The organism is Arthrobacter sp. BI5 (assembly GCF_056680065.1).
The window spans coordinates 2,463,685-2,479,373 of record NZ_CM155264.1 but is presented as its reverse complement, the minus strand read 5'-3'; the positions used below and the strand labels follow the sequence as shown (position 1 = coordinate 2,479,373).

General features: G+C 70.8%; 11 protein-coding genes. 6 read left to right on the top strand and 5 right to left on the bottom strand.

Annotation, left to right across the window (positions count from 1 at the left end; genetic code table 11):
• The first annotated feature begins 48 nt into the window (after positions 1 to 48).
• Genes AC1MED_RS11395 through mutM form a run of 4 tightly spaced genes read left to right on the top strand, consistent with a single transcriptional unit; the run spans position 49 to position 2,588 of the window.
• The gene (locus tag AC1MED_RS11395; RefSeq protein WP_346959977.1) at positions 49 to 573 is read left to right on the top strand and encodes a YceD family protein; all 525 of its coding nucleotides are present in this window, start codon (positions 49 to 51) and stop codon (positions 571 to 573) included.
• A gap of 36 nt (positions 574 to 609) precedes the next feature.
• Complete coding sequence (gene rpmF, locus AC1MED_RS11390) at positions 610 to 813, top strand: 50S ribosomal protein L32 (protein ID WP_056738282.1); 204 nt, start codon at positions 610 to 612, stop codon at positions 811 to 813.
• 21 nt (positions 814 to 834) lie between these two features.
• Positions 835 to 1,620 (top strand): ribonuclease III, encoded by a 786-nt coding sequence (rnc, locus tag AC1MED_RS11385; RefSeq protein WP_479783379.1) that lies wholly within the window; start codon positions 835 to 837, stop codon positions 1,618 to 1,620.
• Positions 1,621 to 1,628: 8 nt separating this feature from the next.
• Complete coding sequence (gene mutM, locus AC1MED_RS11380) at positions 1,629 to 2,588, top strand: bifunctional DNA-formamidopyrimidine glycosylase/DNA-(apurinic or apyrimidinic site) lyase (protein WP_479783378.1); 960 nt, start codon at positions 1,629 to 1,631, stop codon at positions 2,586 to 2,588.
• A gap of 5 nt (positions 2,589 to 2,593) precedes the next feature.
• Here mutM and AC1MED_RS11375 read toward each other — a convergent pair whose 3' ends face one another.
• The 3 genes from AC1MED_RS11375 to AC1MED_RS11365 are packed head-to-tail and all read right to left on the bottom strand — an operon-like array spanning position 2,594 to position 7,250.
• Positions 2,594 to 3,565 (bottom strand): NAD-dependent epimerase/dehydratase family protein, encoded by a 972-nt coding sequence (locus AC1MED_RS11375; protein WP_479783377.1) that lies wholly within the window; start codon positions 3,563 to 3,565, stop codon positions 2,594 to 2,596.
• Positions 3,562 to 6,234, bottom strand: coding sequence for an alpha/beta fold hydrolase (locus tag AC1MED_RS11370; RefSeq protein ID WP_479783376.1), 2,673 nt, complete (start codon positions 6,232 to 6,234; stop codon positions 3,562 to 3,564). Before AC1MED_RS11370 ends, AC1MED_RS11375 begins: the two co-directional genes overlap by 4 nt.
• Positions 6,228 to 7,250: a 3-oxoacyl-ACP synthase III gene (locus AC1MED_RS11365; protein WP_479783375.1), complete on the bottom strand. Its 1,023-nt coding sequence runs from the start codon at positions 7,248 to 7,250 to the stop codon at positions 6,228 to 6,230. The genes AC1MED_RS11370 and AC1MED_RS11365 overlap by 7 nt, the downstream gene beginning before the upstream one ends.
• A gap of 333 nt (positions 7,251 to 7,583) precedes the next feature.
• On the opposite strand from AC1MED_RS11365, the gene smc reads away from it, so the two are divergent.
• Entirely contained in the window at positions 7,584 to 11,177 is a 3,594-nt protein-coding gene (gene smc / locus AC1MED_RS11360; protein WP_479783374.1) for a chromosome segregation protein SMC, read from the top strand.
• Positions 11,178 to 11,256: 79 nt separating this feature from the next.
• Positions 11,257 to 12,465 (top strand): signal recognition particle-docking protein FtsY, encoded by a 1,209-nt coding sequence (gene ftsY / locus AC1MED_RS11355; protein WP_479783373.1) that lies wholly within the window; start codon positions 11,257 to 11,259, stop codon positions 12,463 to 12,465.
• 99 nt (positions 12,466 to 12,564) lie between these two features.
• Here the strand turns inward: ftsY and AC1MED_RS11350 are convergent, their stop codons facing one another.
• On the bottom strand, positions 12,565 to 14,259 hold the full coding sequence (locus AC1MED_RS11350; protein WP_479783372.1) for a hypothetical protein: 1,695 nt from the start codon (positions 14,257 to 14,259) through the stop codon (positions 12,565 to 12,567).
• Positions 14,260 to 14,335: 76 nt separating this feature from the next.
• A complete protein-coding gene (locus AC1MED_RS11345) occupies positions 14,336 to 15,586 on the bottom strand; it encodes an MFS transporter (RefSeq protein WP_479783371.1) in 1,251 nt (416 codons plus the stop codon).
• Between the last annotated feature and the right edge of the window lie 103 nt (positions 15,587 to 15,689).

Below are 15,689 nucleotides of genomic sequence, written 5' to 3'. Positions count from 1 at the left end.
GTCATATGTTCAACAGGAGTTCTCATTAAACGAGATGCTAGTTCGCCCCTGGCGTTCGACGTCAAGGACCTCGGACGCAGTCCGGGAAGCATGCGGACACTGACGGAACATGTACCCGCGCCAAGTGATCTTGGTGTGGCGCTCATTGGTGTGCAGGAAGGCTCGGATGTTGAGCTGGATCTGCGCCTGGAGGCCGTACACGAAGGAATTCTGGTATCAGGTACCGCGGTCGTTGAAGTAACCGGCGAATGCGGTCGATGCCTGGATCCCCTTGCGTATGACCTCGAGGTCAATGTGCAAGAACTTTTCTTCTACGGGGATGCTGAATTCCCGGATGAGGAAGATGAACAAGAGCAACGTCGAGTCGAGCACGATCTAATCGATCTTGAACCGGTGTTGCGGGACGCAGTTGTCACTATGCTGCCGTTCCAGCCGGTGTGCCGGGAAGACTGCCAGGGCCTTTGCTCCGAATGCGGAGTTCGCCTGGAAGACGAGCCGGGGCACCACCACGAGGTCGTAGATCCTCGGTGGGCTGCCCTAGCTGATCTGGCTAAGCCTGACCGGCAAAACTGATTTGTAAGTGTTGGACTAGAGAGAAATGAGTTAGCCGTGGCTGTCCCGAAGCGGAAAATGTCTCGCTCGAATACCCGCGCCCGCCGCTCCCAGTGGAAGGCAACCGCCCCCCACCTGGTGAAGACCGTGGAAAACGGACAGGTTGTTTACAGCCTGCCGCACCAGGCAAAGGTCGTTACCGACTCGGCTGGCACCGCGCTGTTCCTTGAGTACAAGGGCCGCAAGGTCGCAGACGTCTAATCCGCCAACAGGCTGACTAAGATGTCTTCAACTGAAGAGCTTCTGAAGCGTCTCGGTGTCTCTATTGACGCCGGGACGCTTCGTCTTGCTCTCACACACCGTTCCTACGCCTACGAAAACGGCGGCATCCCCACCAACGAGCGGCTCGAGTTCCTGGGCGACTCCATCCTGGGCTTCTCCGTCACCGACGCGCTGTACCGCGACAACCCCGAGCTGCCCGAAGGGGACCTGGCCAAGCGCCGCTCCGCGGTCGTTAGCACCCGGGCGCTGGCCGGAATCGGCCGCAGCATCGGGCTGGGGGAGTACATCTACCTCGGCCAGGGCGAAAAGCTCACCGAGGGCAAGAACAAGGCCTCCATCCTGGCGGACACCATGGAAGCGCTGATCGGCGCGACCTACCTGTCAAACGACCTGGAAACCGCACGCCGGCTGGTCATGCGCCTGGTCGGCCCGCTGCTCCAGGACGCGGCCGCGCTCGGCGCCGGCACCGACTGGAAGACTTCCATCCAGGAGCTCGCCGCCAGCCGCCAGCTCGGCACCATCAACTACGCCGTGGAGGGCTCTGGCCCGGACCACGCGCGGACATTCGAAGCCGTACTGCGGATCGGCGGCAACGACTACGGCACCGGCTCGGGCAACTCCAAGAAGGAAGCCGAGCAGGAAGCGGCCGCCGACGCTTGGCGCCGGCTCTCCGCGCCCGCCTCGGCCGCTGCCGGTGACGCGCCGGCTGCTTCGGGTCACGCGCCGGCCGACGCCGCTGCGGCGCCGGCTGCTGCCGCGCCGCTCAAGACCCAGACCGGCAGCTAGGCGCTTCCTTGCCCGAACTGCCCGAGGTGGAAGTTGTCCGGCGCGGCCTGGTGAACTGGGTGCGCGGCCGGACGATCACCGCCGTGGACGTGCTGGATCCGCGGTCCATCCGCCGGCACGCGCTCGGGGCCGAGGACTTCGCCGGCAACCTGGAAGGCGCCCGGGTCCTCGACGTCGTGCGCCGCGGCAAATTCCTCTGGCTCCCGCTGGCAGATACGCCCGCCGGACCGGGCAGCGCTGCGCCGGCCCCCGCCGTCGCGCTGATGGCACACCTGGGGATGTCCGGTCAGCTGCTAATGCAGGACGCCGCCGTGGCGGACGAGAAGCACCTGAAAATCCGGTTGCGGCTGAGCCCCGCCGCGGGCATGCCCGAACAGCTGCGGTTCGTGGACCAGCGGATCTTCGGCGGCCTGTTCCTCACCGCGCTGGTCCCCACCCTGGACGGCCAGGCCGGCGGCCTCGCAGAGACGCCGCTGCCGCTGATCGCCGAAGAAGCCGCACACATTGCCCGGGACCCGCTGGACCCGCATTTTTCCTTTGACCTGTTCTACCAGCGGCTCCGGGCGCGCAAGACCGGCCTCAAGCGGGCACTGCTGGACCAGGCCCTGGTCTCCGGGATCGGGAACATCTACGCCGATGAGGCGCTCTGGCTGGCCAAGCTCCACTACGCCCGGCCCACGGACACCCTGCGCCGGTCCGAGGCCCTGCGGGTGCTCGACGCCGCCCGGCAGGTCATGACGGATGCCCTCGCCGCCGGGGGAACCAGCTTCGATTCCCTCTACGTCAACGTCAACGGCGCGTCCGGCTACTTCGAGCGGTCCCTGAATGCCTACGGCCGCGTGGGCCAGGAATGCCGGCGCTGCGCCGCGGCGGGCATCGTGAGCGTGATGAAGCGCGAACAGTTCATGAACCGCTCCTCCTACACCTGCCCGGTCTGCCAGCCGCGGCCCCGGAACGGGCGCTGGTAACGAAGCTAGGCCGAGCCGTAGTGCCTGGCCAGCCGTGCCAGGCCCTCGTCCAGCGGCACCGCGGGGGTCCAGTCGAGGAGTTCGCGGGTCTCGCGCTGGTCGAACCAGTGGGCGGTGGAAAGCTGCTCGGCGAGGAAGCGGGTCATGGGCGGCTCGTCCGCCCGGCCGGCCCGGGACCAGAGCCTCTCCACCACCGATCCTGCCGCCCGTGCGAGTTTGCCCGGGACGTTCCAGGACGGTGCGGGGACGCCGCCGGCGGCGCAGATACCCGCCAGCAGCTCGCCGACCGGGCGGGGTTCACCGTTGCTGACCACCAGCGCGCGGCCGTGGATGTGCTCCATGCGGTGCAGCGCGGCAACGATCGCGGACGCGGCGTTGTCCACGTAGGTGGTGTCGATCAGGGCCGCCCCCGCGTCGAGCAGCGGCAGGCGGCGCCGGCCGGCGCGGTCCAGCACCCGTTCCACCAGCTGCGTGTCGCCCGGGCCCCAGACGATGTGCGGGCGCACCGCCGCGGCCCTGAAGTCCGGCGAATCGGCGGCCAGCGCCAGCAGTTCGGCCGCGGCTTTGGTACGGGAGTAGTCCCCGTGGGCGCGCACCGGGTCCGCCGGCTCGGCGCCCAGGCCTGCGATCGCGGCCCCGGAGTTGGCCACGGACGGGGACGAGACGAACACCAGGTCCCGTACGCCGGCGCCGCGGGCGGCCGCCAGCAACCGGCGGGTGCCCTCGACGTTGACCTCGTCGAACTCCGCGGCGCGGCCGGTGAAGGAGACCTTCGCGGCCAGGTGGATGACGCCCTCGGCGCCGGCCACGGCGCGGCGGACGGCGTCGTCGTCCGTGACGGACCCGGCGGCGTCGGCGGCGCCGTCGATGCCGGACGGCCGGCGCTGGAAGGTGGTGACGGTGTGGCCCTGCCGGACCAGCAACCGGGCGACTTCGCCGCCGAGCAGGCCGCTGGCGCCGGTGACGAGGACCCTCACGGCGTGCCCGGCCGGCCGCCGGCCAGCGCGGAGGACGCCCACCGCGCCAGGCGCGTCCGGTCGATCTTGGCGTTGTGCCGGATGTCGGTCGGCTGGGAAGGGACGGCGAGCACCGCGGAGATGCTGACGCCGGCCTGGCGCGCCGCATCCCGGACTTGTCCGGCGAGCTGCGGCGCCGCGGGGCCGGCCCGGCGTACCGGCGGGACGGTTTCGACGACGGCGACGACCGCCTGCGTCCCGGCCGGACCGACCCCGACGACGGCGGCCAGTCCGACGTCGTCCAGGCGTTCGATGGCCTGCTCGGCACCGACGGGCGTCACCACCGCGCCCGGCGCGGTCACGACGTGCACGAGGCGTCCCTCCACCCAGAGCCGGCCGGCGGCGTCGAAGTGCCCGACGTCTCCGGTGCGGTGCCAGCCGGGGGTCCGGACGCTCTCGCGCTGGGTCAGCCAAAGCCTGTCGTAGGCATCCTTCACGTGCGGGGCGCTGACCAGGATCTCGCCGGTCACTCCCGCGTCCGTGACAGGCTCGTTCCCCGGGGCCGTGCCGTCCGCGGCGAGCGGGATGACGGCCGTGCGGGCGCCGTGCACCGGCCGCCCCACGCAGACGCCGTTGCCGGCCCCCGCCACCGTGCCCGCGGCGGCGTCCGCCTCCGCGGCGCGGATCTGTTCGAGGCTGATGTCCGTCACCGGCAGCGCCTCCGTCATCCCGTACGGGGTGTGCAGCGAGGCCGCCGGCAGCAGCTCCTGCACTTGGGCCAGGAGGGGTTCGGGGACCGGCGCGCCCGCGGACAGCAGCAGCTCCACGCGGGCCAGGGCCTCGTGCCCGGCGCGGCCCAGATCGGCCCGGGTCGCGACGACGTTGCGCAGCGCCGCGGGGGAGGCGAAGACCACCGTGGCGTCGATTGCTGCGGCGGCGTCCGCCAGCGCGCGGGCCGTCAGGGTGCGGGGCACGGTGACGTCCATGGCGGGCGTCACCGAGACCGCCCCGAGCGCCGGACCCAGCAGGGCGAACGGCGCGAAGCCGGCCACCAGGCGGGCGCCCGGACGGATGCCCAGCGTCGCGGCGACGGTGTCCCGCATCGCGGCCAGCTGCCGGTGCGTGTACAGCACGCCCTTGGCCGGGCCGGTGGAGCCGGAGGTGAAGAGCACCGCGGCGGGGGCGTCCGGCTCCGGCTCGGGAACCGGTGCAGCGGCTGCCGGGGCGGTGGCTGCCGGGCCCAGGGCGGCACCGCGGCGGGCGAGGGCGGCGAGGGACGTTTCAACGCCGAGGAGGCGGCGTTGTGCGGCCGGGAGATCCCGCACGCTGATGCGCCGCCCCGACCAGCCGAGGGCCGCGGCTGCCGCCAGCGCCTTGTCGATGCCGATCAGGAAATCCGGGGTGGCGCCCTTCACCGCGCGGCTCAGGCCGCGGGTGCCCAGGCCGGCATCGGCCACGACCACCACCGCGCCGAGCCGCAGGCAGGCGTAGAGCACCACAGTGAGGTCTACGCCCGGCGGCACCATCAGGCTCACCCGGCTGCCGTTCGCCACACCGGCTTCCTGCAGGCCCGCCGCGAGGGCGGCGACGTCCTGTTCCAGCTGCTGCCAGCTGAGCGTGCGGGCGACATTGCCGTCAGCGGCCATTTCCGCGACGGCGGTGTCCGCGCCGGCTGGTCCGGCAGCGAGTTCGGTCAGGGGCGCCCACAGCGGCGGAACCCGCTCGCCGGGCGCCGGCGGCTGCACGCCCGGCCCATTGTCCCGGCCCTGACCGGCAAGCCAGTCGAAGACGGGGGCGCCGATGTCCCGGTCTTCCGCGACCAGGTGGCCGGCACCCTCGAAGCGGTGCACTTTGGCCGCCGGCAACCGGCTGATGAGGTCCTTGAGGTACCGGTCGGAAAAGATCGGGTCCCGCGGTCCCCACAGCATCAGCGCCGGAACCTCCAGCCCGCGCAGCCCTTCGGCGACGCGGTTGAGCGCCGGGAAGCTGGGGTGGGACGCGTCGGCCGGAATGTCCGCGACGAAGTTCCCCACGCCGGCGCGGCGGGCGGCGCCGCGGTAGGGGGCCATAAAGGCCCGGCGGACGTCCGCGGCCAGCGGCGGGTGGGCCAGGGCGTGGGTCACCCGCAGGAACGCATCCGACGTCGTGGTTCCCCAGCCGTGCACCGCGGGGTGCAGGGCCAACCGCAGCGCCGGCGGGATGGGGGAGCCGGCCGGCTGGTGGACGGCGGTGTTGGTGAGCACCACGCCGGCGAGCTGCTGCGGATGGGCCAGGGCCCAGCCGAGGCTGATCACGCCGCCCCAGTCATGGCCGACGGTGACCACCGGGCCCTCCAGCCCCAGCGCCTTGGTGAGGTCGGCCAGGTCGTTGATCCGGTCCGCCAGGCGCCGGAACGTGCCGGTGCGCTCGGAGAAGCCCATGTCCAGCTGATCCACGGCCACCACGCGCCACGGATGGTCGGGGCTGGATCCGGCGGCCAGCAGGGTCCGCCACAGGTAGGACCAGGTGGGGTTGCCGTGCACGCACAGCAGCGTGCCGGCGGGGGTCAGGCCCCGGCGGGCGAGCTGGGCCCCGTTGTCGAGCAGGTGCCAGCGGCGCACGGTGCCGGGCGCGTCCGCGGCGGAGGTGGACCCGACGTCGACCTCGCGCGACCACTCGGGGTCCACGCCGGGCCAGCCGGCGGCTACCAAACGATTTCCATCATGGCAGTGTTCAAACCGGAACCGACGCCCATGCACAGCACGCGGTCCCCGGCTTCGAGAGTCTGCGCCTCGGCGGCCAGGGTCATGGGCAGGGACGCCGGACCCACATTGCCCCAGTGCGGGAACGTGATGGGCACCTTGTCCGGATCCAGGTCAATCGCATCGATGATGGCCCGGGTGTAGGCATTGCTGACCTGGTGCGTGACGTAGCGGTCCATCGAGGCCCAATCCCACTCCGGCTGCGCCTCCTGCCAGGCGTCCACCACAAGCTGCAGGCCGCCGTCGAGCAGACCCTTGGTGTCGGTGGCCATGCCGTCGACGCCGCCGACGCACAACTCGTGGTGCTCGGTGCCGGCGCGCATCACGCCGCCGAGGATCCGGTGCGCCCCCGGGTGCTGGTCCGCCGGGCCCAGGACGGCCGCTGCGGCGCCGGAGCCGAGGGTCAGCGTGGCGAACTCGCGGTTGAAGTCCTCGCGGGTGGTCTCCGGCCGCTGCAGCCGGGCCAGGGTGGCTTCCTGGGTTGCCTGCGCGTCCTCGCCGTTGACGATCATGGCGTACCGGATCTGGCCGGAGTCGATCATGTTCGCGGCCAGGGTCATGCCGTTGACGAAGCCGAGGCAGGCATTGGCCAGGTCAAAGTTCATGGCCGAGGAGGGCAGGTCCAGCCCATGGTGGATCTTCACCGCGACCGACGGTTCAAGGTTGCGGCGCGTGACGGAGGTGTTGATCAGCAGGCCGACCTCGGATGCTTCGATGCCGGACTCGGCCAGTGCCTTCGCACCCGCCTCGATGGCGGCGTCGTCGAACGAGGTCCCGGGCGCCCACCAGCGCCGGTGCGTAATACCGGCGACCCGTTCGAGCAGTTTCGGCGGGACCCTCAGCCGCCGCAGCGTCGACGCCAGCCGCCGGTCGAACTCCGTGGAACTAACCACGGTCGGAGCTTCGACGCTGCTCACCGACAGCAAGGCGGTGTTGCGGTGCCTGAATGTTGCGTTCCCTACCAAGATCAAGCCCCTGTTCGTGTCCGTCCCGCGCTCCGGGACGTTAGCTGCATCGCCGGGCACAAGCCCAAGAGCTTAACTATGCCCCGAGCCATTCCATTCCCGCACACGGAACCCGCGCAGCCTGGGGCTCCTGCGGCGGCTGAGGCTCCTGTGGCTGTCCCGGCGGGGTTCTGCCGGGGTTCCGCAGAGGGTTCCGCGCGGAATTGGCACAAAAGTGACGGTGCTCCGCAGTAGATTGTTAGTACCGGCGCCGAACCCCGCCACCGCGCCCGTTAGAAGCACGCCTTCGTCCAGCAGCGCCTCGTCCGCACCGAGCAGGAGACCCGGAACACCTTGCACCTCAAAAGCCTGACCGTCCGCGGATTCAAGTCGTTCGCTTCCGCGACGACGTTTGAATTCGAACCCGGCGTCACTGCCGTGGTGGGCCCCAACGGCTCGGGCAAGTCCAACGTGGTGGACGCGTTGTCCTGGGTGATGGGCGAACAGGGCGCCAAGACCCTGCGCGGCGGCAAGATGGAAGACGTCATCTTCGCCGGAACCTCCGGCCGGCCGCCGCTGGGCCGCGCCCACGTCTCGCTGACGATCGACAACAGCGACGGCGCGCTCCCGATCGACTACAGCGAAGTGACCATCTCCCGCACGCTGTTCCGCACCGGCGGCTCCGAATACGCCATCAACGGCGCCAGCTGCCGGCTGCTGGACATCCAGGAGCTGCTTTCCGACTCCGGCCTGGGCCGGGAAATGCACGTGATTGTCGGCCAGGGGCAGCTGGACAAGGTGCTGCACGCCACCCCGGAGGACCGGCGCGGCTTCATTGAGGAGGCCGCCGGCATCCTCAAACACCGCCGCCGCAAGGAAAAGACGGTCCGCAAACTCGAAGCCATGCAGGCCAACCTTGCCCGGCTCAGCGACCTGACCGGGGAAATCCGGCGCCAGCTCACCCCGCTGGGCAAGCAGGCCGAGGTGGCCCGCCGCGCCCAGACCGTCCAGTTCGAGGTCCGTGACGCGCGCTGCCGCCTGCTGGCCGATGACCTCGTCCAGCTGCAGTCCGTGCTGGAGCAGGACGTCGCCGACGAGACCGCGCTGAAGGCGCGCCGCGCCGTCGTCGAACGCGACCTTGAAACCGGCCGCCGGCGCCAGGCCGCCCTGGAACAGCTCGCCGCCGAGGCGACCCCTAAGCTCAACGCCGCACGGGACAACTGGTACCAGCTCTCCGCTGCGCGCGAACGGCTGCGCTCGCTGGGCTCGCTCGCGGAAGAACGCCGCCGCCTGCTCGGCGCCGCCGACGCGGCCCCGGACGCCGGCCGGGACCCCGAGCAGCTCGAAAAGCAGGCAGCCCGGGTCCGCGCGGAACAGTCCGGGCTCGAAGCCCGGATCCTCGAGCGGCGCACCGCGCTGGATGCCGCCACCGCCGCCAAGCAGGACGCTGAGAGCGCGGCGGCGGCCGAGGACAAACGCCTCGCCGCCCTGCTCCGGGCCGCCGCGGACCGCCGTGAGGGCCTTGCCCGGCTCGCCGGCCAGGTGGGCGCAGCGCGGTCCCGGGTCGAATCCGGCCAGGCTGAGCTGGGCCGGCTCAGGGAGTCGCAGAAGGCCGGCGAGGAACGGCGCCGCCTCGCGCAGAGCGAGTTCACCGCCCTCGAGTCGCAGGTGGCCGGCGTCGAGGACGGCGAGGAAACCCTCGACGCCGAATACGAGGCCGCGAGCGTTGCCCTCGACGCCATCGTGGCGGACATCGACGCCCTCACGGCGGCCGAACGCGACGCCGAGCGGGAACGCGATGCCCTCGTGGCCCGCCGCGATGCCCTGCAGCTGGGCCTGAACCGCAAGGACGGCTCCGGGCACGTGCTGGGCGCGGAGCTGCCCGGCGTGCTCGGCCCCCTGGCCGGCATGCTGAGCGTTGAAACCGGCTACGAAGCCGCCATCGCCGCCGCCCTCGGCAACAGCTCCGACGCCGTCGTCGTCCGTGATGCCGCGTCCGCCGCCGCGGCGGTGCAGCTGCTGAAGGACGACGACGCCGGCCGCGCGTCGCTGCTGCTGGCCGGCACACCCGGGACGGCCACCCCCGGCCAGGACGGCGGGCTTCCCGCGGGCGCCCGCTGGGCTGCCGCGCTCGTCACCCCGGCCGAAGACAAAGCCCGCGCTAGTGTGCCGCTGGCGCAGCTGCTGGCCGGCACCGCCGTCGTCGAGGACCTCGACGCCGCGGCTCGCCTCATCGCCGCCCGCCCGGAGCTGACCGCCGTGACCCGGGCCGGGGACGTGTTCACCGCGCTCACCGTCACCGGCGGCTCCGCCACGGCGCCCTCGCTGCTGGAAGTCCAGGCCGCCGTGGACGACGCCGCCGCCCGGCTCGCCGCCGTCGGTGCGGAGCTGGAGCGCAACCGCTTCGCCCGGTCCGCCGCTGAATCCCGCCGCGCCGCCGCCCAGGAACGGGCCGACGCCGCCCTGGACAAGCTGCACGATTCGGACGCCCGGCTGGCTGCCGTGGCCGAACGGCTGGGCCACTTGAACTCGGTGCTGCGCAGCGCCGTCGGGGAAAGCGAACGCCTCGCCGCGTCGCTGGCCCGCGCGGAGGCGAACATCCAGGCGGACCAGGAGGCGCTGGAGGCCGTCGCTGCCCGGCTGGCCGCGGCCCAGGAGGCGCCCGCCGAGGAAGAACCCTCGCCCGAGCACCGCGACGCCCTCGCCCTTGCGGCGGCGGCAGCACGCTCGGCCGAGATGGAGGCCCGGCTCTCGCTCCGCAGCGCCGAGGAGCAGCTGACTGCCATCCGCAACAGGGCCTCGTCGCTGGAACGTGCCGCCGCAACCGAACGCCGCGCGCGGGAAGAAGCTGCCGAACGGGCCCGCCGCCGCCAGCTGCAGGCGCGCCGCGCCGCCGCCGTGTCCGCCGCCGTCGAACAGGTCATCGGTTTCATTGACGTGTCCGTGGAACTGGCCCGCCGCGAACGCGACCTCGCGGAGGAGCGCCGCGAGCAGATGGAGCGCGAGCTGGCCGGGGTGCGCACCGGTAACGACGCCCTTGCCCGCGAACTGGCCGAGCTGACCGACTCCGTGCACCGCGACGAACTGGCCCGGGCGCAGCAGCGCCTCCGGATCGAAGCCCTCGAGCTGCGCAGCGTCGAGGAACTCGGACTCACCGCGGACCAGCTCGTCGCCGACTTCGGCCCCGACCGGCCGGTACCCGTGCCGGCGGGCGAAACCGGCGACAAATGGGCGGCCCTCCGCGCCCCCGTGGATGAGGACGGCCGCGAAATGGTCGCAGGCAAACCCTTCGTCCGCGAAGAGCAGGAGAAGCGGCTGAAGAAGGCCGAGCGTGATCTCTCCGCCCTGGGCCGGGTCAACCCGCTGGCGCTGGAGGAGTTCGCGGCCCTCGAGGAGCGCCACCAATTCCTGAGCACCCAGCTGGAAGACCTCAAGTCCAGCCGCAAGGACCTGCTGGACATCATCAAGGAAGTCGACGAGCGGGTGCAGAAGGTATTCGCCGAGGCCTTTGAGGACACCGCGGCGCAGTTCGTCCGGGTCTTCGCCCGGCTGTTCCCGGGCGGCGAGGGCCGGCTGGTCCTGACCGACCCCTCGGACATGCTCACCACCGGCATTGAGGTGGAGGCCCGGCCCGCCGGGAAGAAGATCAAGCGGCTGTCTTTGCTCTCCGGCGGGGAGCGGTCGTTGACGGCGGTGGCGCTGCTCGTGGCGATCTTCAAGGCCCGGCCCTCGCCGTTCTACGTTATGGACGAGGTGGAGGCCGCCCTGGACGACACCAACCTGGGCCGGCTCATCACGATCTTCGAGGAGCTGCGCGAGTCCAGCCAGCTGATCGTTATCACGCACCAGAAACGCACCATGGAGGTCGCGGACGCGCTCTACGGCGTCACCATGCGCGGCGACGGCGTCTCCACCGTGATCAGCCAGCGGCTGGGCGCCGACGTCTGAGGTCCGGGCCCGACGCCGCGGCTGCGGGCACCCGCGGCGCCGCCCGCGGCGCGTTTAAGGATTATGAGAAGCTAGGGGAGTGAACGACATCCTCCCCATTATCCTGCCCATCCTCGTTGCCCTCGTGGTCCTCGGTGCGCTGATTCCGGTGCTTATGAAGACCCGGAAGAACATCACCAACTACCCGTCGCAGCGCGACGCGAATGACCCCGTGCAGGGCTCCGGCGGCGGCACGCTGCTGGAGGACCGGCCGGCCCCGCCGCGCGGGACCGCGGGGACGGACGCCGTCGACCTTGAAGGCCTCGAAACCGTGGAGGTGCCGGACAACGTCGCGGGCCTCGAGACCGTGCCGGTCGAGACGCCGCTGCCGGTGGCCGGCCGCCTGACCCGGCTGCGCGAACGCCTGGTCAAGTCCAACAACATCCTCGGCAAGGGCCTGCTCGCCCTGCTCTCCGCCGACAAAATCGATGAGAACGTCTGGGACGAAGTCGAAGAGACCCTGCTGCTGGCGGACCTGGGCACCGAACCGACCATGCAGCTGGTGGACGCCCTCCGCGAACGGGTCAAGGTGCTGGGGACCCGTTCGCCCGAGCAGGTCAAGGCCCTGTTGCGCGAGGAACTCATCAAGCTCGTGGACCCCACCATGGACCGCAGCCTGAACGTCGAACGCCACGCGGACAAGCCCGCGGTGATGATGGTGGTCGGCGTCAACGGCGTCGGCAAGACCACCACGGTGGGCAAGCTGGCCCGCGTCCTGGTCGCCGAGGACAAAGACGTGCTGCTCGGCGCCGCGGACACCTTCCGCGCCGCCGCGGCCGAGCAGCTGGCCACCTGGGGCCAGCGCGTCGGCGTTCCAACGGTCAAGTCCGACATTGACGGCGCGGACCCGGCGTCGGTCGCGTACGAGGCGGTCAAGGCCGGCATCGACCAGGAAGTCGACGTCGTGATGATCGACACCGCGGGACGGCTGCAGAACAAGGTCGGCCTGATGGACGAGCTCGGCAAGGTCAAGCGCGTGATTGAAAAGCTCGCCGAAGTGGACGAGGTGCTCCTGGTCCTGGATGCGACCACCGGCCAGAACGGCCTGAACCAGGCCCGGGTCTTCGCCGAGGTCGTGAACATCACCGGCATCGTGCTGACCAAGCTGGACGGCACCGCCAAGGGCGGCATCGTCGTCGCAATCCAGAAGTCCCTCGGAGTGCCGGTCAAACTGGTGGGCCTCGGCGAGGGCGCGGACGACCTGGCGCCCTTCGACGCCGAAACCTTCGTGGACGCGCTGCTGAACTAACGCCGCCCGCCGCAAACAAACCAGCCCGCACGGGTTGTCGTTTCAGCCCTCGAAACGACAACAGGTGCGGGCTGGTTTGGGTTTAACCCCCGGGGCGGGTCAGTAGCTGAAGTTCAGCACCGTCACGGTACCGGCCGTCAGCTTGAACTTCTGCGTATCGGAACCGTACGCGAAGCCCGGCACGGTGGGACGCTTGGCGGCCGGGACCGGCGCGTCCTTGGCCCCGTCGATCACCGTGCTGTCCTCAGCCTTGAGGCTGGGGCCGCTCAGCTGGGTCATCGTTCCGCGCAGGGCACGGCCGGGCAGCTTCAGCGAGACCTCGGTCTGGGCGGCCTTCTCGGGGTCGTTTTCGTTGACAATGACTACCGTGGTGCTGCCGTCGGCGTTCTTGAGCGCGTAGCTGTTGCCCATGCCGCCGCCCTTTTTGTCGAGATTCAGGAACTTGCCCGGTGCCAGGTCAGCGACCATCGCCATGCCGAAGTAGTTCGCGCGGGGGGCCATCTCGCCGTTCGGCTTCAGGTACGCGCCGCCGCTGCAGATCACCGACATCGGCGGGCCGCCCTTGCAGGTGGCCATCGAGCTGTGGAAGCCCAGCCGGGTGATGCCAAGGCGGGCGGCGTTCAAGGCATAGTCTGCCGCCCACAGGGCCGTCGCGTGCGTCTTGGTGGTCTGGTTCGAGCCCGGGCAGGCGGACATGCCGGTCTCCGCGAGCCAGGTTTCCAGCCCGGCGGACTTCGCCGCGTCAAGGGCGTGCTGCTGGTAGTTGGCGGCGCGCTGGCGGGTTCCCTCGCCCAACAGGTTGGGGATCGTGGGGAAGCCCGGCGACTTCGTGTCCTTGCAGCTGAAGAGCGGGTAGTTGTGGAACGACAGCACCTTCTTCTGCGGCACCTCGGCGTCGATGAACGGCTTCCACCACTTCTGGTCATACACCCCGGGCCCGGAAATGACGACGTCGGGGGCGGCAGCGTGGATGGCGTTGGCGTAGGCCTTGAGTTCCACGATGTACTCGTCGGTGCCGTAGGTGGCCGGACGCAGCTTCGTGTAGGCGAACCCGTTCGGCTCATTCCCGACCGTGAAGCTCAGCAGCCGCTTTCCGAAGATCCGGGAGGCGTTCTTGATCATGTCCGCCGCCCGCGCCGGGTCGTAGTGCCCGAGGTCCACGGTGAGGCTGATCTTGGCGTTCGCGGCGTTCAGGAGGGTCGCAACGCGCTCCAGGTCCGCGGGGGTGACCACGCGGGCCGGGTGGGCCTTATCTCCCTTGTAGCCGGCGGGCAGCGCTTCCCCGGAGGACGTCCAGAAGAATCGGCGGTCGACGGCGTTGCCTCCGAAGCGGAGCACCGTGTCGTCGGAGTCCTTGAGCAGCTTCACCATCGTGGCGTTGTCCGCGCTCAGGGTGGGATCCGCCAGATCGGTCGCTTCCAGCGAAATTCCGACGGTGCCCTTGTTTAGGCTCGTTCCGACAGGTTCGTTCTTGACGGTCAGCTCCAGCGGGTCCACCTTCTCCAGCGGGGACCCGGCTGGCGGCGGAGCCTGCTTGTAGTACGTGACGGCGGGGGCCTTGCCCGTGGGGGCAGGCTGCGTCGGCGTTTCCTCGGCGGTGGGTTCGGCGTTCCCGGCAGCCTGGTTCGAGTTCGAGCCCGGGTTCAACGTCACCGTCAGGATGACGGCGATCAACGCAATGACGGCCACGGCGGCGATAGCCGCGATCAGGCGCAGGCGGGTGATTTTTCCGGCCGGGCGGGAACTGCTGGAGCCAGGCTCCGTGCCGTGCGGCGGGTGGTCGGTATCGGGCATGGCGATTTCTCCAGCGGTCGGGGTTGGTTTGCCCCTAGCCTAGCCAATTCCGCTCCGCCCGCGGGCGACCCGGCGCCTACGTGACTTGGTTGGGTTGGCGCTGGAACGTTTCCCGGGCCAGCAGCCAGCCCACGGCCGCCGCGAGGAGCACCCCGCCGGTCACGCCGAAGGCCCAGCCGTAGCCCAACCGGTCGGCCAGCAGCCCGGCGATGACCGGCCCCACAATCGCGCCGCTGTCCGAGGTCATCTGGAACACGGCCAGCACCCGCCCGCCGGAGCGTTCATTGCCGACGACGTCGGCGATCGCCGCCTGCTGCGCCGGCCCCAGCAGCCCGGACCCGATGCCCGCGATGGTGGAGGCCAGCAGGAACCAGGGCAGTTCGTGCGTGAGTCCGATGGCGGCGGTGGCGAGGCCGGTGACGGCCAGCCCGGCCAGCATCAGCGGCTTCCGGCCCAGGTTGTCCGCGAGCCGCCCGGAGAACGTCAGCGCCGCGGCATTGCCCCCCGCGAACACCGCCAGCGCCCAGCCGGCGGACGACGGGCCCGCGCCGAGCGCCGCGACGGCAAAGAGCGGCACCGTCGCCATCCGGACGCCGAAGGTAGCCCAGCCGTTGGCGAAGCTGGAGGCCAGCCCGGCCCGGTAGGCGCTGTCGCGCAGCGCGTCCCGCAACTGCATCGCCGGCGCCGCCGCGCCCGCCTCACGGGACCCCGCGGGGACGTGGCTGAGCTGGGTCTGCACGACGGCGGCGGCCAGCACCAGCGCTGCCGCGTAGGCAAGGAACGGCACCCGCAGCCCGAAGCTGGCCAGCAGCCCGCCCACGATCGGCCCGCACACGTTGCCGATCAGGAAGGCGGAGGCGTAGGCCCCGGAGACCCTGCCGCGGCTTTCCGGCGGGGCGAGCCGCACCACCAGGGCCATCGAGGCCACGGTGAACATCACGGAGCCGGCCCCGCCCAGGCCGCGGAAGACCAGCAATTGCCAGTAGTCCTTGGCGAACGCGCAGGCCGCGGTGGATGCCGCCACGATCAGCAGCCCTGCCACGTAGACGGGCCGTTCGCCCAGCTTCACGATCAGCGCCCCGCCCGCCGGGGCGAAGATGAGCCGCATGAAAGCGAAGATGCTGACGATCACCGCCGCCGCGGTCGCGCCGACGTCGAAGGTGGTGGCGAACTGGGGGAGGACCGGCGCGACGAGGCCGAACCCCAGCGCGATCAGGAAGGCAGCGACCAGCATCACCTTGATGTCCCGGGGCAGGCGGGGGCCGCCGGGGCGGCGGAGGCCGGCCAACGGGCGGGATCCGCTGGCGGAACGGGTTGCTTTGCTCATGGTGCTGCTTTCGGTGCTGCTTTCGGTGCTGCTGCTGGTGCCCAGGGGCAGGCGGGGGCGTGATTGAACGCGTGAAACATAACCGTAACAAGCGCGAGACGCA